The organism is Massilia solisilvae, assembly GCF_024753215.1.
In the GTDB taxonomy this organism is placed as follows: Bacteria; Pseudomonadota; Gammaproteobacteria; order Burkholderiales; family Burkholderiaceae_D; genus Telluria; species Telluria solisilvae.
Window position 1 is genome coordinate 1,144,315 of record NZ_JANUGV010000001.1, and the last position, 21,456, is coordinate 1,165,770.

18 protein-coding genes are annotated in these 21,456 nt (G+C 66.2%); 11 read left to right on the forward strand and 7 right to left on the reverse strand.

Features of this window, described 5'->3' with window-relative positions; genetic code table 11:
* Positions 1-14 precede the first annotated feature (14 nt).
* From cheA to NX773_RS05185, 8 genes are all read left to right on the forward strand, one after another.
* Positions 15-2,186, forward strand: a complete 2,172-nt coding sequence (gene cheA / locus NX773_RS05150) for a chemotaxis protein CheA (protein WP_258855265.1) — start codon at positions 15-17, stop codon at positions 2,184-2,186.
* 31 nt (positions 2,187-2,217) lie between these two features.
* On the forward strand, positions 2,218-2,721 hold the full coding sequence (locus NX773_RS05155; RefSeq protein ID WP_258820628.1) for a chemotaxis protein CheW: 504 nt from the start codon (positions 2,218-2,220) through the stop codon (positions 2,719-2,721).
* Positions 2,722-2,810: 89 nt separating this feature from the next.
* Positions 2,811-3,659: a CheR family methyltransferase gene (locus tag NX773_RS05160; RefSeq protein WP_258855266.1), complete on the forward strand. Its 849-nt coding sequence runs from the start codon at positions 2,811-2,813 to the stop codon at positions 3,657-3,659.
* A gap of 12 nt (positions 3,660-3,671) precedes the next feature.
* Positions 3,672-4,262: a chemoreceptor glutamine deamidase CheD gene (gene cheD / locus NX773_RS05165; protein WP_258855267.1), complete on the forward strand. Its 591-nt coding sequence runs from the start codon at positions 3,672-3,674 to the stop codon at positions 4,260-4,262.
* Positions 4,263-4,279: 17 nt separating this feature from the next.
* Positions 4,280-5,344 carry a protein-glutamate methylesterase/protein-glutamine glutaminase gene (locus NX773_RS05170; RefSeq protein WP_258855268.1) on the forward strand — a complete coding sequence of 355 codons (1,065 nt, stop codon included), beginning with the start codon at positions 4,280-4,282 and terminating at the stop codon, positions 5,342-5,344.
* A gap of 126 nt (positions 5,345-5,470) precedes the next feature.
* Entirely contained in the window at positions 5,471-5,866 is a 396-nt protein-coding gene (cheY, locus tag NX773_RS05175) for a chemotaxis response regulator CheY (RefSeq protein ID WP_258855269.1), read from the forward strand.
* Entirely contained in the window at positions 5,866-6,495 is a 630-nt protein-coding gene (gene cheZ, locus NX773_RS05180) for a protein phosphatase CheZ (RefSeq protein ID WP_258855270.1), read from the forward strand. The genes cheY and cheZ overlap by 1 nt, the downstream gene beginning before the upstream one ends.
* Positions 6,496-6,525: 30 nt before the next feature.
* Positions 6,526-7,731, forward strand: coding sequence for an EAL and HDOD domain-containing protein (locus NX773_RS05185; protein WP_258855271.1), 1,206 nt, complete (start codon positions 6,526-6,528; stop codon positions 7,729-7,731).
* A 110-nt stretch (positions 7,732-7,841) separates the two neighbouring features.
* Here the strand turns inward: NX773_RS05185 and NX773_RS05190 are convergent, their stop codons facing one another.
* From NX773_RS05190 to metG, 6 genes are all read right to left on the reverse strand, one after another.
* Positions 7,842-8,627, reverse strand: coding sequence for a flagellar regulator YcgR PilZN domain-containing protein (locus NX773_RS05190; protein ID WP_258855272.1), 786 nt, complete (start codon positions 8,625-8,627; stop codon positions 7,842-7,844).
* Between the two features lie 169 nt (positions 8,628-8,796).
* Entirely contained in the window at positions 8,797-9,636 is an 840-nt protein-coding gene (gene panC / locus NX773_RS05195; protein ID WP_258855273.1) for a pantoate--beta-alanine ligase, read from the reverse strand.
* Between the two features lie 28 nt (positions 9,637-9,664).
* Positions 9,665-10,555, reverse strand: a complete 891-nt coding sequence (locus NX773_RS05200; protein WP_258855274.1) for a segregation and condensation protein A — start codon at positions 10,553-10,555, stop codon at positions 9,665-9,667.
* Positions 10,556-10,576: 21 nt separating this feature from the next.
* Complete coding sequence (locus NX773_RS05205; protein WP_258855275.1) at positions 10,577-10,786, reverse strand: DUF3460 family protein; 210 nt, start codon at positions 10,784-10,786, stop codon at positions 10,577-10,579.
* Between the two features lie 120 nt (positions 10,787-10,906).
* Positions 10,907-12,223, reverse strand: coding sequence for an enoyl ACP reductase FabMG family protein (locus NX773_RS05210; RefSeq protein WP_258855276.1), 1,317 nt, complete (start codon positions 12,221-12,223; stop codon positions 10,907-10,909).
* A gap of 179 nt (positions 12,224-12,402) precedes the next feature.
* Positions 12,403-14,502 carry a methionine--tRNA ligase gene (gene metG, locus NX773_RS05215; protein ID WP_258855277.1) on the reverse strand — a complete coding sequence of 700 codons (2,100 nt, stop codon included), beginning with the start codon at positions 14,500-14,502 and terminating at the stop codon, positions 12,403-12,405.
* Positions 14,503-14,654: 152 nt separating this feature from the next.
* Here metG and apbC point away from each other — a divergent pair, with 152 nt between their 5' ends.
* Together apbC and NX773_RS05225 are read left to right on the forward strand one after the other, a co-directional pair.
* On the forward strand, positions 14,655-15,743 hold the full coding sequence (gene apbC, locus NX773_RS05220; RefSeq protein WP_258855278.1) for an iron-sulfur cluster carrier protein ApbC: 1,089 nt from the start codon (positions 14,655-14,657) through the stop codon (positions 15,741-15,743).
* Positions 15,744-15,747: 4 nt separating this feature from the next.
* Complete coding sequence (locus NX773_RS05225; RefSeq protein WP_258855279.1) at positions 15,748-16,782, forward strand: RNA methyltransferase; 1,035 nt, start codon at positions 15,748-15,750, stop codon at positions 16,780-16,782.
* Positions 16,783-16,842: 60 nt separating this feature from the next.
* Here the strand turns inward: NX773_RS05225 and NX773_RS05230 are convergent, their stop codons facing one another.
* On the reverse strand, positions 16,843-18,540 hold the full coding sequence (locus tag NX773_RS05230) for a methyl-accepting chemotaxis protein (RefSeq protein ID WP_258855280.1): 1,698 nt from the start codon (positions 18,538-18,540) through the stop codon (positions 16,843-16,845).
* Between the two features lie 352 nt (positions 18,541-18,892).
* On the opposite strand from NX773_RS05230, the gene NX773_RS05235 reads away from it, so the two are divergent.
* The gene (locus tag NX773_RS05235) at positions 18,893-21,427 is read left to right on the forward strand and encodes a putative bifunctional diguanylate cyclase/phosphodiesterase (protein ID WP_258855281.1); all 2,535 of its coding nucleotides are present in this window, start codon (positions 18,893-18,895) and stop codon (positions 21,425-21,427) included.
* The last annotated feature ends 29 nt before the right edge of the window (positions 21,428-21,456 follow it).

Sequence of the window (21,456 nt, forward strand, 5' to 3'; positions counted from 1 at the left end):
CACACGGACGTATCATGACCATCGACATCAGCCAGTTTTACCAGGTCTTCTTCGACGAGGCCGAAGAGCTGCTCGCCGAAATGGAGCGATTGCTGCTGGGCGTCGATGTCGAGGCGCCGGACGCCGAAGACCTGAACGCGATCTTCCGCACGGCGCACTCGGTCAAGGGCGGCGCGGCCACCTTCGGCCTGAACGACATGAGCGAAGTGACGCACGTGCTCGAGTCGCTGCTGGACCGCATCCGCAAGGGCGAGATGACGCTCACCGCGCAGCACGTGGACGCCTTCCTGGCCGCCAAGGACACGCTCAAGATGATGCTGGACGGGCACAAGAGCGGCGGCGAGGTGGACCAGGAGCAGGTGGCCAACGTGCGCATGGTGCTGCACGACCTGGCCGACGGCGTCGTGCCCGGCTCGAACCACCACGTCACGCCGTCGTTCCTGCACGCCGAAGCCAAGGTGGAGCAGCACCAGGTCGAGGGCGCGCACCGCTACAAGATCGAACTGCCCGAGGTGCCGCAGCGCGACGTGAACGCGCTGGTGGACGAGCTGGGCCTGCTGGGCCGGGTCCAGGTGACCCCGATCGAGGGCGGCCGCAGCGCGCTCGTCATCACCACCCGCGAAAGCCTGGACGACATCATCGCGATCTGCTCGTTCGTGCTCGAACCGGAAGACCTGAAGGTGTTCGAGGCGCCGCCGCTCACCCCCGAGCAGCGCCGCATCGAGCAGGAAGAGCGCGCGCGCATCGAGAACGCGCAGGGCTACGGCTTCTTCGACCCCAGCGACGAGGTCGAGCAGGTGCAGGCCGAGCTGTCCGACGACGAGCGCGGCTACGGGTTCTTCCAGCCGATCGAGGTGATCCGCGCGCAAGCGGGCATCAAGTCCGAGGAACCCCAGCGCGCCGCCAGCACCCTGCCCGAACCGATCGAGGTTTCCGAGGTCGCGGCCGAGAAGAAGGCCGCCGCCAAAAAGGATGACAAGGCCGCGCACGCGCACGCCGAGTCGTCCTCGATCCGGGTCTCGGTCGAGAAGGTGGACCAGCTGATCAACCTGGTGGGCGAACTGGTCATCACCCAGGCGATGATCGAGCAGCGCACCTCGACCCTGGATCCGATGCTGCACGAGCGCCTGCTGGCCTCGGTGGGGCAGCTGACCCGCAACACGCGCGACCTGCAGGAAGCGGTGATGTCGATCCGGATGATGCCGATGGACTTCGTGTTCTCGCGCTTCCCGCGCATGGTGCGCGACCTGGCCAGCAAGCTTGGCAAGAAGGTCGATTTCATCACGCACGGCGCGGCCACGGAGCTGGACAAGGGCCTGATCGAGCGCATCGTCGATCCGCTCACGCACCTGGTCAGGAACAGCATCGACCACGGCATCGAGCTGCCGCAAGCGCGCCGCGACGCCGGCAAGACCGACGCCGGGCGCCTGTTCCTGTCGGCCGGCCAGCAGGGCGGCAACATCGTGATCGAGGTCGCCGACGACGGCGCGGGCCTGAACCGCGAGAAGATCCTGGCCAAGGCCAAGGCCAACGGGCTGGAGGTGTCGGACACGATGAGCGACGCCGACGTCTGGCAGCTGATCTTCGCGCCGGGCTTCTCGACCGCCGAAATCGTGACCGACGTGTCCGGCCGCGGGGTCGGCATGGACGTCGTCAAGCGCAACATCACCGCGATGGGCGGGGTGGTGGACATCCGCTCGGCCAAGGGCTTCGGCACCACCATCTCGATCTCGCTGCCGCTCACGCTGGCGATCCTGGACGGCATGTCGATCCGCTGCGGCTCCGAGATCTACATCCTGCCGCTGGGCTTCGTGGTCGAGTCGCTGCAGCCGGCGCGCGAGGACATCAAGGATATCGCCGGCCAGGGCCGCGTGCTCAAGGTGCGCGGCGAGTACCTGCCCCTGATCCCGCTGTACCAGATGTTCGGCATCGAGCCGCGTTACACCGACCCGTCCGAGGCGATCGTCGTGATCCTCGAGACCGAAGGCCGGCGCGCCGCGCTGTTCGTGGACGAACTGGTGGGCCAGCAACAGGTCGTGGTCAAGAATCTGGAATCGAACTACCGCAAGGTGGCCGGGATCTCCGGCGCCACCATCCTCGGCGATGGCGGCGTGGCGCTGATCCTGGACGTCGCGGCGTTGCTGCGTTCGTCGCGCCAGCTCACCGACGACACCGTCGTTTTATAACTCTCTGCTTGTCAATCAAAGGAAGAAAGCCATGTCCACAGTCACCAACACCTCGTCGGCCGAAGCCCACGCACGCGACGGCGCCGGCAGCGAATTCCTGGCCTTTACCCTCGGGTCCGAGGAATACGGCATCGACATCCTGAAGGTGCAGGAGATCCGCGGCTACGAAGCGGTCACCCGCATCGCCAACGCCCCCGAATTCATCAAAGGCGTGATCAACCTGCGCGGCATCATCATCCCGGTGGTGGACATGCGCATCAAGTTCAAGCTGGGCACCCCGGTGTACGACCAGTTCACGGTCGTGATCATCCTGAACATCGGCGGGCGCATCATGGGCATGGTGGTGGACAGCGTGTCGGACGTGACCACGCTCACCCCGGACCAGATCAAGCCGGCCCCGGAAATGGGCACCGCCTTCAATTCCGACTACCTGATGGGCCTGGGCACGGTGGACGAGCGCATGCTGATCCTGATCGACATCGACAAGCTGATGTCGTCGGGCGAGATGGGATTGATCGACAAGCTGGCGGCGTAAGCGCCGCAGGCGGCAGGCACAAGGCTTGGCCCTGGCCCGCCGGCCAGGGCAGGGGCGCATGCGGCCCCGATTGAAGAAGGTAAGGCAAAGTGCCGCAACAGACACACGAGACGACCAAGGAATTCGACTTCACGCGCCGCGACTTCGAGCGGGTGCGCGCGCTGATCTACAAGCGCGCCGGGATTTCGCTGGCCGACAGCAAGCAGGAGATGGTGTACAGCCGCCTGGCGCGGCGCCTGCGCGCCACCGGCATCGGCGCGTTCCACACCTACCTGGACGAGCTGGAGGCCGGGCGCATGGACCATGAGTGGGAGTCGTTCACCAACGCGCTCACCACCAACCTGACCTCGTTCTTCCGCGAGGCGCACCATTTCCCGCTGCTGGCCGAGCACGTGCTGGCGGTGCGCGCGCGCGAGGGCGGGCAGCTGAACATCTGGTGCGCGGCCAGTTCCACCGGCGAAGAGCCGTATTCGATCGCCATGACGCTGTGCGAGGCGTTCAACACGCTCACGCCGCCGGCGCACGTGATCGCGACCGACATCGACACCAACGTGCTGGCCACCGCGAGCGAAGGCATCTACGGACTGGACCGCATCGAGAAGATGGCGCCCGAACGGCTGCGCCGCTTTTTCTTGCGCGGCAAGGGCAGCCACGAGGGCATGGTGCGGGTGCGCCCCGAGCTGCGCCAGCTGGTCACCTTCAAGCAGCTGAACCTGCTGGACGCGAGCTGGCATTTGCAGGGGCCGTTCGACGCGATCTTCTGCCGCAACGTGATGATCTACTTCGACAAGGCGACCCAGCGCGGCATCCTGTCGCGCTTCGTGCCGCTGATGAAACCGAGCGGCCTGCTGTTTGCCGGCCACTCGGAAAATTTTTTGTACGTGTCCGACGCGCTGCGACTGCGTGGCAAGACGGTGTACGAGCTTAACCATGCGTAGCCGGACCTGGACATGAACAGCAATTTCGCCACCAACGTGTACTACGACCGCACCTTCGACTGCGACGCGGCCAAGATCCTGCCGGGCGAGTACTACTACACCAATCGCGACATGCTGATCGTGACCGTGCTCGGCTCGTGCGTGGCGGCCTGCATCCGCGACCGCGTCACGGGCCTGGGCGGCATGAACCACTTCATGCTGCCCGACGGCGGCGACAACGGCCCGGTGTCGGCATCGATGCGCTACGGGACGTACGCGATGGAGGTCCTGATCAACGACCTGCTCAAGGCCGGCGCGCGGCGCGAAAGCCTGGAAGCGAAGGTGTTCGGCGGCGGCGCGGTGCTGCGCGGCTTTACCGCGATGAACGTGGGCGAGCGCAACGCCGCGTTCGTGACGCAGTTCCTCAAGACCGAGAAAATCCCGCTGCTGGCCGAGGACCTGAACGACATCTACCCGCGCAAGGTGTACTTCTTCCCGCACACCGGCAAGGTGCTGGTCAAGAAGCTGATGCAAACCCATAACGACACGCTGGCGCGGCGCGAAGCCGACTACGCCAGCAGGCTCAAGGTCGCGCCGGTTGCCGGCGACATCGACCTGTTCTGACCTGAAAGGGACTGGAAATGAAGACCAAGGTGCTGATCGTCGACGATTCGGCGCTGATCCGTGCGGTGATGAGCGAGATCGTCAATTCGCAGCCGGACCTGGAGGTGGTGGGCGTGGCGCCCGACCCGCTGGTGGCGCGCGACCTGATCAAGCGCACCAACCCGGACGTGCTCACGCTGGACGTCGAGATGCCGAAGATGGACGGCCTGGACTTCCTGGAAAAGCTGATGCGCCTGCGCCCGATGCCGGTGCTGATGGTTTCGTCGCTGACCGAGCGCGGCTCGGAGATCACGATGCGCGCGCTGGAACTGGGCGCGGTGGACTTCGTGACCAAGCCGAAGATCTCGATCCAGTCGGGCATGCGCGAGTACACCGACATCATTTGCGACAAGATCCGCGCCGCCGCGCGCGCCCGCATCAAGCCGCGCACGCTGCATCCGAACGCGCCGGCGCCGGTGCTGCCGGCCTTGAAGAGCCCGCTCACGTCGTCGGAAAAGCTGATCATCATCGGCGCTTCCACCGGCGGCACCGAGGCGATCCGCGAATTCCTGATGCAGATGCCGTCGGACTGCCCGGGCATCCTGATCACCCAGCATATGCCGGAAGGCTTCACCACCTCGTTTGCCAAACGCCTCGATACGCTGTGCAAGATCAGCGTGTGCGAGGCCGCCGGCAACGAGCGCGTGCTGCCCGGCCATGCCTACATCGCACCGGGCCATTCGCACCTGATGCTGGTGCGCTCGGGCGCGAACTACATGACCCGCATCGAGCAAAGCCCGCCGGTGAACCGGCACCGGCCGTCGGTGGACGTGCTGTTCCGCTCGGCGGCGCAGGCGGCTGGCAAGAACGCGGTCGGGGTGATCCTGACCGGCATGGGCAAGGACGGCGCGGCCGGCATGCTCGAGATGAAGCAGGCCGGCGCCTACAACTTCGCCCAGGACGAGGCGTCGTGCGTGGTGTTCGGCATGCCGCGCGAGGCGATCGCGGTCGGCGCCACCCATGAGGTGGGCGCGCTGGCGGCGCTGCCGGGGATGGTGCTCGGTCACCTCGCCGCGCAGGGCGGCCGGGCGTTGCGTGTTTGATCCGTGTGCGTCATTTCGCCCGCCATTTATGGCTTGAGGGCAACAAAAATGCTATCCTTTAGCCTGCTTCCCGGCAGCGCCGAAGTCCCCACCTAACCTGAGTAAAGAGAATCGACGGAGTATTACATGGCAGATCCCAAATTGCGTTTCCTGGTGGTAGATGATTTCTCGACGATGCGCCGCATCGTGAAGAATCTGCTCAAAGAACTGGGTTACGCCAACGTCGACGAGGCCGAAGACGGCGTCCAGGCGCTCGCCAAGCTGCGCAGCGAGCCGTTCGACTTCGTGGTGTCGGACTGGAACATGCCGAACATGGACGGCCTGACCATGCTGCAGAACATCCGTGCCGATCCCTCGCTGGCCAAGCTGCCGGTGCTGATGGTGACTGCGGAAGCGAAGAAGGAAAACATCATCGCGGCGGCCCAGGCGGGCGCCAACGGCTACGTCGTCAAGCCGTTCACGGCCGCGACGCTGGACGAAAAGCTGAACAAGATCTTCGAGAAGCTGGAAAAGGCTGCGTAATGGGTGAGCAAAACGGCGTCTCGGGCTCGAACGACGAGGTCCTGAGCCGCATCGGCCACCTGACGCGCGCGCTGCATGACAGCCTGCGCGGCCTGGGGCTGGACAAACTGATCGAACGCGCGGCAAGCGAGATTCCCGACGCGCGCGATCGCCTCGACTACGTGGCGCGCCTGTCGGAACAGGCCGCCCAACGCGTGCTGAACGCAACCGACGCAGCCAGCCCGCTGCAGGACCGCATCGACGCGCAGGCGGGCGAGCTGGCCGGCAAATGGCAGGCGCTGCTCGACGGCGGGGCCGAGGCCGACTGGCGCGCGCTGGCCGCGCAGACCGTGGCCCAGCTGGGCCAGGCCAGGGAGGACGCGGCCGCAACGCGCAAGCACCTCATGGACATCATGATGGCGCAGGACTTCCAGGACCTGACCGGCCAGGTGATCGGCCGCGTGACCTCGATCGCGCAGAACCTGGAGCAGCAGTTGGTGGAGGTGCTGGTCGATTTCGCGCCGGCCGAGATCAAGCGCGACCTGGACAATGGCCTGTTGAACGGCCCCCAGATCAACCCCGAGCGCAACAGCGAGGTGGTGTCCAACCAGGGGCAGGTGGACGACCTGCTCGAGAGCCTCGGCTTCTGATTCGCGCCGGGCGACCAGCTCCTTCAAGCGATGCACCAGACTAACTTCATTGTCCGCGAACCGCTGCTCGATCCCAAGCAGCGCGTGATCGGGTACGAGCTGTCGTGGCAGCAGAACGGCCAGCAGGTGACCGAGGCCGACCTCGAGTCGCTGGTCGGCTTCGTCGCCGCGCACGTGGTGGACGAGGACGATGGCTGGCTGCTGCGCGAGAAGGTGCTGTTCCTGGACGCGGTGCCGGCCATGCTGTCCACCGACGCGCTGCACGCGCTGCCGCCGCAGCACACGGTCCTGACCATCCGGGCGCAGGAGCTGAACAACCGCGACACGCTCACCGCCATGCAGGCGCTGCGCGCCGGCGGGGTGGGCCTGTCGATCCGCGGCGCGGACGCCGCGCTGCTGTCCAAGAACCTGTCGCGCATCGCTTCCTACGTCGAGGTGCGCTTTACCGGCGCGGACGTGGGCTCGCAGGCGCGTGCCTACGCGGCGGCCAAGCAGTCGTCGGTGCGCATGGTGGGGCGGCCGGTGACCACCTGGGCCGACTTCGACGCCTGCGCGGCGCTGGGGCTGGATGCATTCGTCGGCAAGCTGCACCTGACCCCGCGCGAGGGCATCGAAGTCAAGGGCATGAACCCGGCCCAGACCATCATCCTGCAGCTGATGCAGATGGTGCAGAACAACGAGGACATCCCGCGCCTGGAAGCGGTGCTCAAGCGCGACCCTGCGCTCATCTACAAGCTGCTGCGCTTCATTAACTCGGCCGGTTTCGGCGCGGGGCGCGAGGTGCAGTCGCTGCGCCAGGCGATCACGCTGCTGGGCTATGCGCCGCTGTACCGCTGGCTGACGCTGCTCCTGGCCACGGCCAGCAACAGCGGCTACTCGCCGGTGCTGATGGAGACCGCGGTGGTGCGCGCGCGCCTGTGCGAACTGCTGGGCATGAAGTTCCTGGCGCGCGGGGAGGGCGAGAACCTGTTCGTGGCGGGCATGTTCTCGCTGCTGGACCGCCTGCTCGGGCTGCCGATGAAGGAAGTGCTCGACACCGTGATGCTGCCGGACGAGGTGGTGCGCGCGCTGCTCACGCGCGGCGGCGTGTACGGGCCTTACCTGGCGCTGGCCGAGGCCTGCGAGCTCAATTCGAACCTGGTGGCGTCGCTGGCGCAGTCGCTGTCGATCAGCCCGGAAGACGTCAACAAGGCGCACCTGTCGGCGCTGGCGTGGGCGCAGAATGTGACGGCTTGAGAGCCGGCTGCGCCGCTTTTTCCACTAGCCTTTATACCGTCGTCCCGGCTTGCGCCGGGACGACGGTTTTTAAGTCAACGGTATAAACGGTTTCGCGGGACGCGGCGTGCCTACTGGTGCACGCCGGCGCGCCGGTGCGCGGCGTCGTGCGCCTCCATGATCGCCTTCATCCGCTGCTCCTTTTCGGGCGTCATGTTCACGAACTGGCAGCCGATCTGCACCTGCTCGCCGAGCAGGAAGGTGCGAAAGCGCCGTGCCAGCCGGATCACCAGGTCCACCACCAGCGTGTCGTCGCCGATGTCCAGCCGCACCGCGTCGAGCTTCTTGCCCACCCTTAGGCCCATCGCCTGCTGCGGCGCCGCGCGCATGCCCACGCCGCCCATCGAGAAGTCGTACAGCTGCAGCACGCGCTTCTGGCTCATCAGGATGAAGGTGGCGGTGTAGTTGCCGCCCACCGGCGTCTCGTGACGGCGCTCGGCGCGGCGGTTGAGCACAAGGCAGGTCTCGGGGAAGGTGGCCTGCACCAGCTGGCCGGTGGCGGACAGGTCGTGCCAGTCGTCCGGCAGCTCGAACTGCAGCTTGGCGTTGTTGCCCAGCGAGGCGACCAGCACCAGCTTGTGGTCGCGCGGCAGGGTGGCGCCGGCGGCCAGGTCAAGTACGAAATGCGGCAGTTCCGGATCGACCGACTCGATGCGCGCCATGACCGGCTCGCGCGCACGCGCCGCGTGGATGGTGATCGGCTCGCCCGATTCGGCCAGTTGGGTGAGCACCTCGCCGATGTCGAACGGGTCCCGCATCTCGTGCGGCTCGTCGGTTGCGGCGATCAGGCCGACCGCGTCCGACTGCCGGGGCGGACCCTTGCGGGTGGCGATGCGGGCGGTTTCGCTGTCGATCATGGTCGCCTCCTGATGAAGATTGAGCCGTGTAGGGTGGGCAGATTCTGCCCACGCGTTCAACGATAAGGAGTGGCTCCGCGGCAGTGCCGAAGCCGGCCGAACGCGTGGGCAGAAGATCTGCCCACCCTACGATTCTGACCGAATTGTATTACCTCTGGGAATCTTTTTGTCAGATTTCGAGGTTGTCGATCAGGCGGGTATTGCCCAGCTTGGCGGCAGCCAGCACCACCAGCGGGGTGCCCTGGGCCAGGTCGCCGGCCGAAGGCGGCTGCAGGTCAATGCGCTTGCGGATCGACACGTAGTCCGGCTTCCAGCCACGTTTGGCCAGGTCGTCCATTGCCTTGTGCTCGAGCTGGAACACGTCCAGGTGACCGGAACGCATCTCGTCGGCGACAAACTGCAGGGTGCGATACAGCACCGGGGCCTCGGCGCGCTCGGACTCGGACAGGTAGCTGTTGCGCGAGGACAGCGCCAGGCCGTCCTCGGCGCGGAAGGTTTCGGCGCCGATGATTTCGGTGGGCAGGGCGAACTGGCGCGCCATGTTACGCACGATCATTAGCTGCTGGTAGTCCTTCTTGCCGAACACCGCCACGCGCGGCTGCACGCACGAGAACAGCTTGAGCACGACGGTGGTCACGCCGGTGAAAAAGCCGGGGCGGAACTCGCCTTCCAGCGTGTTGCCCAGGTCGTCCGGCGGACGCACGCGGTATTCCTGCGGCTCCGGGTACATGTCCTTCTCGGTCGGCGCGAACAGCACGTACACGCCTTCCTTTTCCAGCTTTTCGACGTCGGCCTGGAAGGTGCGCGGGTACTTTTCGAAGTCCTCGTTGGGGCCGAACTGCAGGCGGTTGACGAAGATCGACGCGACCACCGGGTCGCCATGCTTGCGCGCCAGGCGCATCAGCGACAGGTGGCCCTCGTGCAGGTTACCCATGGTCGGCACGAAGGCCGTACGCAGTTGGCCGCGCAGCTGGTCGCGCAATTCGTCAATGGTGGAGATGATTTTCATGGTGATGGTGTTGCGGTGAGAAGGCGCGCTAGGCCGGCGAATAGGCCAGGCGCACGTAGATAGGCGCGAACGGTTCGGCCTGGGTAATTTCGATCAGCGTTTCCTTGGCCAGTTCGAGCATGGCCACGAAGTGCACCACGACCACCGGCACGCCGGCGCCGGCCTCGAACAGGTCGGCGAACTCGACGAAGCGTTCCGACTGCAGGGTGCGCAAAATCGCCGACATGTGCTCGCGCACCGACAGTTCCTGGCGGCTGATCTTGTGGTGCTGGGTCAGGCGCGCGCGGCGCATCACGTCCATCCAGGCGCGCTGCAGGTCCCACGGATCGACGTCGGGCCAGCTTGGCGTGTTGCCCTGCTCGACGAACAGGGAAGGGCGCCACACGTCGCGGCCCTCCTGCGGCAGCTTGTTCAGCTCCAGCGCGGCGATTTTCATCTGCTCGTAATCCAGCAGGCGCCGCACCAGTTCCGCGCGCGGGTCGTCGCCGACGTCCTCGACCAGGTCGTCCTGGCGGCGCGGCAGCAGCATGCGCGACTTGATCTCGATGAGCATGGCGGCCATCAGCAGGTATTCGGCCGCCAGCTCCAGGTTGCTGCGCCGGATCTGCTCGACGTATTCGAGGTACTGCAGGGTGACCTGCGCCATCGGGATGTCGAGGATGTTGAAGTTCTGCTTGCGGATCAGGTACAGCAGCAGGTCGAGCGGACCTTCGAACGCGTCGAGGAAGACCTCGAGCGCATCGGGCGGGATGTACAGGTCGCTCGGCAGCTTGAGCACAGGCTCGCCGTACAGGCGCGCGATGGCCTCGGCGGCCACGTCACCGGCTGCCGCCAGCGCCTCGGGCGAGGCGCCGGGTTCAAGCCCGTCGTTTGGGCCGGGGCCGGCCGGCGCGTCCAGCGCGGCCTGGTCGGGCAGCATGGCTGTGCTCCGGGAAGGTGCTTAGACCTTGGTCTGGTACGGGTAGGCTTGCTGGCGGATGCGCGATTCGGCGATGCGGCGCTGTTCCTCCAGCGTGATCGGGGCTTTGTCCCACAGCAGGGCGCGGCCGGCCTGCTGGCGCTCGTCCATGCCCGGGGTCCTGGCCTTGAGCTCCTTGATGAACTTGGTGTGATCGGATTCGTACATCGAGTGTTGTTTAAACAGTGCCATGGTTCGAAAACAGTTGTGATGCGATGGTCGGTCGTAGGGTGGGCGGGTTTCCCGCCCACGCGTTCAGACGGCGCATGCCCTGTTTGAACGCGTGGGCAGAATCTGCCCACCCTACGGGGGTTATTTGTGCAGCGCGTTCAGCTGGCGCGCGATGATGTCGTGGTTCAGCCACAGCACCGGCGCGATCTTTTCGGACGCGCCGTGGAACATCAGCGGGCCGGCGCCTTCCAGCACCAGCGCCGACAGGTGGTCGGTGATCAGCGTCTTCTTGTCCTTGTGCAGGGCGGTGATCTCTTCCGAGGTGCCGATCGCGATGTCGGCCAGCTCCGGCGTGTTATCCATCGGCCAGGCTTCGAAATTGCGGAACTTGGCGCTGACCGCGTCCTGGTTGAAGCGCTCGATCATGTCCAGCACCGACTGCAGCGTCACGCCGTCTTCCAGGCGTTCCTGGCAGATGGCCCACTGCTGGTCGGCCCAGGCGGTGCCGCCTTCCTTCTTCAGCGCGAGCAGCAGCGGGAACAGCGGCAGCTCGACGCCGACGAAGATGTCGGACGAATTGGTGCGGATCTCCGGGCAGTTGAACACCGTGACCGGCACGCCCTGCGCCCACGCCGCCTGCGCGATCGACTCCAGGCGCATCTTGGCGTAGCCCTGGGTGTAGTTGGTGTAGGTCTGCCAGGTGTACTGGCCGCCGATCAGGATCTCGGTGCCGTGGTAGCCGTAGGCGCTGTAGCGGACCTGGCCGCCGGCCTTGGTGACGCGCTCGCGGATCGGGCTTGATGCGTCGATCAGGTACTTGAGCGTGTTGGCCGTGACCTCGTCGAAGTTCATCAGGATCAGCTTGCCCAGGTCGCTGTCGAGCAGCGCGCGCGAGGACACGAAGCGCTCGCCGCGGCCTTTGTAGATGCGGTTGGCGATGGCCAGGAAGGCCTTGATCTTGGGGATGCCGCCGGCCATGGTGTGGGCGAAGAAGACGTTGGCGCCTTCCGGCACCAGCTTGTCGATTTCGGCCATGACGGTTTTTGCCGATTCGGTGAAGCGGCGCACGCCGGCCTCGCGGCAGCGCTCGATGCGCGACCAGTCCAGCTTCTCTTCCTGCCAGTTCTTGAGGGTGACCCCGGACAGCTGTTCGGTCGGGTTCTGTTCGCCCTCGGGGGCGTCCATGTCGAAGCCTGCCATCAGCGGCACGTTGATGATCTTGCCGCCGAGGCGCTCTTGCGCTTCGGCCAGCTCTTCGTCGTTCAGTGCGCGCAGCACGCCGTTGTCGTCGCGGCGGCCCACCGTGATACCGATGATCGTCATGCCGGCTTTGCGCGCCTCGTCGATCAGGCCGTTCACATAGCCGCGCCCGAACAGCTCGCCGAACAGGACGAAGACGTCGCCCTTGCGGAAGACGTTCGCGTGCGGGATATGACGCAGTGAGGTCAATTCGGTCATAGATTAATTACCACTCAAAAGGATGAAAGACCGGGAGCGGCGGTACGGAGCCCCGGATTGTTATTCTCAAAAAAGCGCATTATAACGCCCATTGTCGCGCTCGAATTGATACCGCTTTGTTAATACAGGCGCCTGCCGGCAGGCGCAGGCGGCAGCGCAGCACGCCGCCCCGTCCTCCATCAGCGAATGCGCATGCCCGGCTTGGCGCCGGCGATCGGCTCGAGCACGTACAGGCCCGGATCGGCCTTCTCGTCCGCCGCCGAGGCGCACAGCACCATCCCTTCCGACACCCCGAACTTCATCTTGCGCGGCGCGAGGTTGGCCACCATCACCGTCAGCTTGCCGATCAGGTCTTCCGGCTTGTAGGCCGATTTGATGCCCGAGAAGACGTTGCGGGTGCGGCCTTCGCCCACGTCCAGCGTCAGGCGCAGCAGCTTGGCCGAGCCTTCGACCTGCTCGCAGTTGACGATCTTCGCCACGCGCAGGTCGACCTTGGCAAAGTCGTCGATGCTGATTTCCGGGGCCAGCGGCTCGATACCGCCAGCCGCCGCGGCTTCGGCGGCCGGCGCCGCGGGCTCGGCGGCGGGTGTCGGCTTGTCGAACAGGTCTTCGATCATTTTGGCGTCCACACGCTGCATCAGGTGGCTGTAAGCGCCGATGGTGCGGCCGAGCATGGTCTCGTACACGGCGGCGCCGCGGGTATCGTTCCAGGTGAGCTGGGCGTCGCCCAGGAATTCGGTCACGCGCGCGGCCACGTTGGGCAGCACCGGCGCCAGCATGATGGTCAGCTGGCGGAACAGGATCAGCGCGGCGGTGCACACGTCGTGCAGCTCGGCGGTCTTTTCGGGGTCCTTGGCCAGCACCCACGGCTTGTACTCGTCCACGAACTGGTTGGTCACGTCGGCCACTTCCATCACTTCGCGCAGGGCCTTGCCGAATTCGCGGGCCTCGAACAGCGCGGCGATGCTGGCCTGGCGCTCGGCGCCGTCGCTGGTCAGGGCGCGCGCGATCCACTGCTTCGCGTTGTCCGACAGCGTGGTGGCCAGCTTGCCGTCGAAGCGCTTGGCGATGAAACCGGCGCAGCGGCTGGCGATGTTGACGTACTTGCCGATCAGGTCGGAGTTCACGCGGGCGACAAAGTCCTCGCCGTTGAAGTCCAGGTCCTCAACCTTGGCATTGAGCTTGAACGCCAGGTAGTAGCGCAGCCACTCCGGGTTCATCTTCAGGTCGAGGTAGCGCAGCGGCGAGATGCCGGTGCCGCGCGACTTGGACATCTTTTCGTAATTGACGGTCAGGTGCCCGTGCACCGCGACCTTGAGCTTGTCGATGATCGGGTGGCCCGAGAAATTGAGCATCGCCGGCCAGAACAGCAGGTGGAACGAGACGATGTCCTTGCCGATGAAGTGGATCTGCTCGGCGGCCGGGTCGCGCAGGAAGGCCTCGTAGTCCACGCCGATCTTGCCGAAGTAGTTCTTCAGGCTGGCGAGATACCCGACCGGCGCGTCCAGCCACACGTAGAAGAACTTGCCCGGCGCGTCAGGGATCGGGATGCCGAAGTAGGGCGCGTCGCGCGAGATGTCCCAGTCGGCCAGCTTTTCGCCATGCTCGCCCAGCCATTCCGAGACCTTGTTGACCATCTCGGTCTGCAGGCGGCCCGGGGTGTTGAGCCAGTCCTTGAGGAAGTGGAAGCAGCGCGGATCGGACAGTTTGAAGAAGTACTGCTCGGACGGTTTCAGGATCGGGGTCGAGCCGGTAAATACGGAGTACGGATTGAGCAGTTCGGTCGGCTCGTAGGCGGCGCCGCACACCTCGCAGTTGTCGCCATACTGGTCCTTGGCGTGGCACTTGGGGCACTCGCCCTTGATGTTGCGGTCGGCCAGGAACATGCCCTTGACCGGGTCAAAGAAGCGGTCAACGGTGCGGGTTTCGATCAGGCCGGCGTCGCGCAGCTTGCGGTAAATGGACTGCGACAGCTCGACGTTTTCCGGCGAGTCGGTCGAGTACCAGTTGTCGAACGCGATGTGAAAGCCGTCCAGGTACTGCTTGCGGCCGGCCGCGATCTTGGCCACGAATTCCTGCGGCGTGATGCCTTCCTTTTCGGCGGCGATCATGATCGGCGTGCCGTGGGTGTCGTCCGCGCCCACGAAGTGGACCTCGCAGCCCTGCATTCGCATGAACCGCACCCAGATGTCGGCCTGGATGTATTCCATCACGTGGCCGATGTGGAAGGGGCCGTTGGCGTAGGGCAGGGCGGTGGTGACGAACAGCTTGCGGGTCATGGTCGAAACGCTTATTTGGTTAGATGAAAAAAACATTTTACCAGCAAGATGGCCCTTTCCGCGCTGTGGGCATTGCTGCATTTTGCCATTCGGTCAAGGGCGGCGGGGCCGATTTGCGCTACACTTCGCGACAATATCATCCGGAGATTTTCATGAGCATCACAGCAGAAGACGTCAAGGCAGCCCTGGGCGCCGTTATCGACCCTAACACCGGCAAGGATTTCGTGTCGTCCAAGGAGGTCAGGAACCTCAAGGTCGAGGGTGGCGCCGTCGCGCTCGACATCGAGCTGGGCTACCCGGCCAAGAGCCAGCACGCGGCCATCAAGGCGTCCGTCACCGAAGCGCTGGCCAGACTGCCGGGCGTATCGAGCGTGAACGTCAAGGTCGGCTCGACCATCCTGTCGCACGCAGTCCAGCGCGGGCTGAAAGTGATGCCTAACGTGAAGAACATCATCGCCGTGGCCTCGGGCAAGGGCGGCGTGGGCAAGTCGACCACGGCCGTGAACCTGGCGCTGGCGCTGGCGGCGGAAGGCGCCAGCGTGGGCGTGCTGGACGCGGACATTTACGGTCCGTCGCAGCCGATGATGCTTGGCATCAGCGGCCGCCCGGAAACGCTGGATGGCAAGACCATGGAGCCGCTGGAAAACCACGGCGTGCAGGCCACCTCGATCGGCTTCCTGATCGACCCGGACGAGCCGATGGTCTGGCGCGGCCCGATGGTCACGCAGGCGCTGCAGCAGCTGCTGGACCAGACCAACTGGAAGGACCTCGACTACCTGGTGGTGGACATGCCGCCCGGGACCGGCGACATCCAGCTGACCTTGTCGCAGAAGGTGCCCGTCACCGGCGCGGTGATCGTCACCACGCCGCAGGACATTGCGCTGCTGGACGCGCGCAAGGGCCTGAAGATGTTCGAGAAGGTCGGCATCCCGATCCTGGGCGTGGTGGAGAACATGAGCACCCACATCTGCTCGAACTGCGGCCATACCGAGGCCATTTTCGGCGAGGGCGGCGGCGAGAAGATGTGCCGCGATTTCGGCGTTGACTTCCTCGGCAAGCTGCCGCTGACCTTGTCGATCCGCGAGCAGACCGATTCCGGCCGCCCGACCGTGGTGGCCGACCCCGACGGCCCGGTCGCGCAGGTGTACAAGGAGATCGCGCGCAAGGTGGCGATCAAGGTGGCCGAAAAGGCCAAGGACATGTCCGCCAAGTTCCCGACCATCGTCGTCAAGAACGACTAAAGGCGTGCGCGTCCAGGAACTGCGGGAGCGCCTGCTGGGGCTGGGCGCGCTGCCCGAGCACGCCCAGCGCGTGCTGCGCGACTGGGTACAGTGCGCGCCGCACGAGCGCGGGCGGCGCCGCCCGGCCGACTACCTTCCCAAGCCGGTGCGCGAGGCGCGGCCGGCCATCGACGCCGAGCTGGCAACGCTGGCACGGGTGGTGAGCGAGCATCCCGGCGAGGACGGATCGGCGCGCCTGCTGGTGGCGCTGGCCGACGGCCAGACGATCGAGAGCGTGCTGCTGCCGCGCGCTGGCGTGTGCGTGTCGAGCCAGGTCGGCTGCGCGGTCGGCTGCCGCTTTTGCATGACCGGCCAAAGCGGGCTGCTGCGGCAGGTGACCAGCGGCGAGATCGTGGCGCAGGTGGTGCTGGCGCGGCGCCGGCGGCCGGTGAAGAAGGTCGTCTTTATGGGCATGGGCGAGCCGGCGCACAACCTGGACAACGTGATGGAGGCAATCGACCTGTTGGGGGTGGAGGCTGGCATCTCGCACAAGAACCTGGTGTTCTCGACCGTGGGCGATGCGCGCGTGTTCGAACGCCTGCCGCAAGGCCGGGTGAAACCGGCGCTGGCGCTGTCGCTGCATACGACCAAACCCGAGCTGCGCGCCGAGCTGCTGCCGCGCGCCCCGCGCATCGATCCGCGCGAGCTGGTGGAGCAGGGCGAGCGCTACGCGCGGCTGTCCTGCTATCCGATCCAGTACCAGTGGACGCTGCTCGATGGCGTGAACGACGGCCAGGACGAGCTGGATGCGCTGGTCGCGCTCTTGCGCGGCAAATATGCGGTGCTGAACATGATCCCGTACAACGCCAACGACGGACTGCCGTTCCGGCGTCCGTCGTGGGAAAAGGCGCGTGCGATCGCGGCGCATTTGCACGGCCGCGGCATCCTGACCAAGCTGCGCGATTCGGCGGGGCAGGATGTCGATGGCGGCTGCGGACAGCTGCGGGCGCGCGCGCTCGATGGCGGCGCGCAGCCGCTGCGCCTGGCGCGCATGCGCTAGGGCCGGGCCGGGCGGGCGGGACTGAGCCCGCCCGTTATCTTGAGCCCGCGGCGTGTGGGCTCAGAACTCTTCCCAATCGTCGCCGCCGGCCACCACGGCCAGCTTCGGCTTGCGCGCCGGCGCGGCCAGCGCACTGGCGCGCGCGCCTGCAGGCGCGACCTTGCGCTCTGCCTTGGGCGCGGCGCGCGTCGGCAGGGCCTGCATCTGCGCCTGGTCGATCTTGAAGACGCTCACCAGGTCGGCCAGCTTGGCGGCCTGGTCCTGCAGCGCCGTGGAGGCGGCGGCGCCTTCCTCGACCAGCGCCGCGTTTTGCTGGGTCGCCGCGTCCATGTCCGAGATCGCCTGGTTGACCTGGTCGATGCCGCTGGTCTGCTCCTGGCTGGCCGAGGCGATCTCGCCCATCAGGTCGGTGACGCGCTTGACGCTGGCGACGATGTCCTTCATGGTCGCGCCGGCCTGGTCCACCAGCTGGCTGCCGCGCTCGACCTTGTCGACCGAGTCGTCGATCAGCGCCTTGATTTCCTTGGCTGCCGATGCCGAGCGCTGCGCCAGGTTGCGCACTTCCGATGCGACCACGGCAAAGCCGCGGCCCTGTTCGCCGGCGCGCGCTGCCTCCACCGCGGCATTCAGGGCCAGGATATTGGTCTGGAAGGCGATGCCGTCGATGACGCCGATGATGTCCACGATCTTGCGCGCCGAATCGTTGATCGCCCCCATCGTATCGACCACCTCGGACACCACCTGGCCACCCTTGCTGGCGACTTCGGAAGCGGTCGCGGCAAGCGTATTGGCCTGGCGCGCGTTGTCGGCGTTCTGGCGCACGGTACCCGTCAGTTCTTCCATCGACGAGGCGGTTTCCTCGAGCGAGCTGGCCTGCTGCTCGGTGCGCGCGGACAGGTCCAGGTTGCCGGCGGCGATCTCGCTCGACCCGTGCGCGATGGCCTCGGCGCCGGTGCGGACCTGCGACACGATATCGGCCAGGCTGCTGTTCATGTGGCCAAGGGCGGTGAGCAGTTGGCCGCACTCGTCGGTCGAGGTGGCGCGGATGTCCTGGGTGAGATCACCCTCGGCGACGCGGCTGGCGGCTTCGACCGCATTGCGCAGGGGGCGGGTGATGGCGATCGCCTGGCGCCAGGCGAACAGCACGCCAAGGGCCAGCACCACCGCGGTCAGCGCGACGATGCGGTTAACGCTGGCCTCTTTGATGGTGGCGATGTGGGTCGCTTCCGCGTCCATCTGGGAGCGCTGCAGAGCGATGAAATCACCCAGCATCTTTTCGTAATCCTGGGCGGCGGGGACGAAACGCTTTTCGAAAACGGCAGCCGCTTCGTCGACCTGGCCGGCGGCCTTGGCCTTCATGATCTCGTCGCGCGCGCTGATGTAGGACTTGCGGATCGAGGCGACCTTGGCGTACAGGTCTTTTTCTTCCTGCGTGGTCAGCAGCGGCTCGAGCCGCTTGACGATCTCGGTGGACTTGCGCGAGCCCTCGGCCGCGCTCTTGCTGAAGTAGGCGGACAGCGAGGGGTCGGCGCTGCGGGCGATGGCGGTGGTGCGCATGATGCCCACCGAAATGATCTGGGCCCAGTCGCTCACCATGCGTTCCTTTTGCACCGGCAACTCGGCCATGTTGTGGCTGGCATCGGCGATGCCGTTCAACTGCCACAGCCCGACGCCGGCGATAATGATTGCCATGAGCAGCATGGTCCCGTAGCCCATGGCAAGCCGTGCGCCGATTTTCAATCTCGAAAAGCTGTACATCACTCTACCCTTTGTCTTCGTTGTTCTGCCGCGCAAGCGGTGCCAGCGGATGGCTGCCGGTGCGCGTTGTCTCTCTCTTGGCGGAAGCGGGGAGGGCGGCAGACGGCCTGGCCGCTTGGCGCCGGCCGGCTGACGATTTCCCTGGTTCCTGTAGGGAGACTAGCTAAAGAATTTCCGTAGCGCAATCTCTGTGACTTTTGTGCCACTGTTTCCTTTAAGAATTGCACTTTTGGCAATGACGGGCGGCGACGGGTTTTCTGATGAGTTTCTGCGCGAAAATAAACTGAGCCGGAATTTCCGTACATAAACTGGCCACTGGCTTCCACATGCCGTGCCAGATCGAAAATCCCGGATGAGCAAAGCGAGTGCGCAGTGGGCCGAGCGGTACCTGTCGGCCGTCCATTGGTTCATTCCCGCGCAGCTGCACGGCGCGGCGGTGCCATTTGGGCGCGCCCAAAACGTGGTCAACGCGGCGCTGGTGGCTGCCATGTCGGGGCCGTTCTACGCGCTGGCCTACCACCTGCTTGGCTTTGACGCGGCCGCCGCCGAGATCCTGGCCTGCTGCCTGCTGATGCTGGGCGCGCCGCTGGTGCTGCGCACCACCGGCAGCATCGTGGCAGCGCGCGAGACCTTCCTGTGCGGCGTGTTCTTCAACTTCAGCTGGCTGACCTGGCACCTGGGCGGCATCGGCGCGCCCACGGCCAGCTGGCTGATCACCGCGCCGGTGGTCGCCATGTTCCTGGGCGGCGCGCGCACCGCGCTGTTCTGGCTGGCGATGAGCTGCGCGGCGGCTGGCCTGGCCTACCTGCTGCCGGCGCTGGGCACGCCGCTGCCGCCGCATCCGGTGTCGGACATGGGACTGTTATACCTGATCTGCGATCTCGGCCTGTACCTGGTGGTGGTGGTGTTCGTGCTGCTGTTCGAGCTGACCAAGAACCAGGGCTTCGAGAAGCTGGAGCAGGCGCTTGCGCTGATCAAGGAACTGGCGATCCGCGACGAGCTCACCGGCGCGCACAACCGGCGCCGGGTGCTGGAGCTGATCGCCAGCGAAAAGGAGCGCAGCGACCGCAACGGCCGCGGATTTTGCCTGTGCCTGCTCGACATCGACTTCTTCAAACGCATCAACGACACCTACGGCCACGCGGCCGGCGACACGGTGCTGCGCGAGTTTGCGCGCACGGTGCAGTCGATGGTGCGCGGCACCGATACCTTTGGCCGCTACGGCGGCGAGGAATTCATGCTGATGCTGCCGGAGACGCGCGCCGACGACGCGCTGATGCTGGCCGAGCGCGTGCGCGGCGCGGTCGAGCGCATGCGCGCGATCGACGGCGCGAGCGAGATTGCAGTCACGGTCTCGATCGGCGTGACCGAGTACCGCGCCGGCGAGGAGGTGGGGCAGGCGGTGGCGCGCGCCGACGAGGCGCTGTACATGGCCAAGTCCACCGGCCGCAACCGGGTGGTGCGGCACGGCAGCGACTGCACGGTGATGCAGCCGGGCGCACCGGCGCGCCAGAGCAAGGGCAACCAGCACGACATGGGCCTGACGGTGGCGCGCCTGATCGACAGCGCGCAGTACGACCAGCTCACCGGGCTGCTCAACCGCAGGCTGCTGCGCGACCGCTTGCGCCACGCGATGGAGCGCGCCAACCGCAACCGGCACACGGTGGCCCTGATCCTCATGGACATCAACAACTTCAAGGAAGTCAACGACGCGCTGGGCTATGAAGCCGGCGACGCGGTCCTGGCCCAGGCCGGGGCGGCCATCCGCGGCTGCTTGCGCGACAGCGACAGCGTGGCGCGCTGGGGCGGCGACGAGTTCGTGGCCCTGCTCGAGGACCTGGCGGCCGAGTCGGATGCGCAGGCCGTCGCCGACAAGATCCTGACGCGCTTTGCGCAGCCGTTCAGGACCGGCGCGCACGAGTGCCTGATCACGATGTCGGTCGGTATCGCGCTGTACCCGGCGGCCGATTGCGACCTGGATGCGCTGCTCAAGCGCGCCGACATCGCGGTGCGCCTGGCCAGGCGCTGGGGCGAGAACAGCGTGCGCGTGTACTCGGCCGACGCCAGCGAGCCGCAAAGCGAACGGCTGGCGCTCAAGACCGGCATGCGCGAGGCGCTGCGCGAGGGCCAGCTGTTCATCGAGTACCAGCCGCAGGTGGAGCTGGCCAGCCGGCGCATCGTCGGGGTCGAGGCGCTGCTGCGCTGGCAGCATCCGGTGTACGGCCGGATCGCGCCCGACCGTTTCATCCCGCTGGCCGAGGAGACGGGCCTGATCGTGCAGATCGGCGAATGGGTGCTCAGGACCGCCTGCGCCCAGAACCGGGCCTGGCGCGAGGCCGGGCTGCCGGAGGTGCGCACGGCAGTGAACCTGTCGGCGCGCCAGCTCAAGGACCCCGACATCGTCGCGCGCGTGCTGCAGATCGTGGCCGACAGCGGCGTGCCGACGCGCTGCGTGGAGATCGAGATCACCGAGGGCACCCTGATCGAAGACCTGGCGGTGAACCGGGTGTTGATGAACGAGCTGCGCCAGGCCGGCGTGCTGGTGTCGATCGACGACTTCGGCGCCGGATATTCGAGCCTGAACTACCTGTCCGAGCTGCCGGTGGACATTTTGAAAATGGACGGCATGTTCGTGCGCCGCCTTGGCGCCGCTTCGGGGCGCGCGCGCTCGTTCGCGCTGGCCGAGTCGATCGTGGACATGGCGCACCGGCTGCAGCTGAAGGTGATTGCCGAAGCCGTGGAGACCGGCGAACAGCTGGCCGACCTGTGCGCGATGCGGTGCGACGCGGCGCAGGGCTACCTGTTTGCGCGGCCGCTGCCGCCCGACCAGTTGGGCGCGCTGCTGGCGCGCCAGTATGCCGTTCCCGCCGCGCCGGCGCTTGCCTGAGCCGCGCGCGGCCCCTGCGAAGGAGAGTC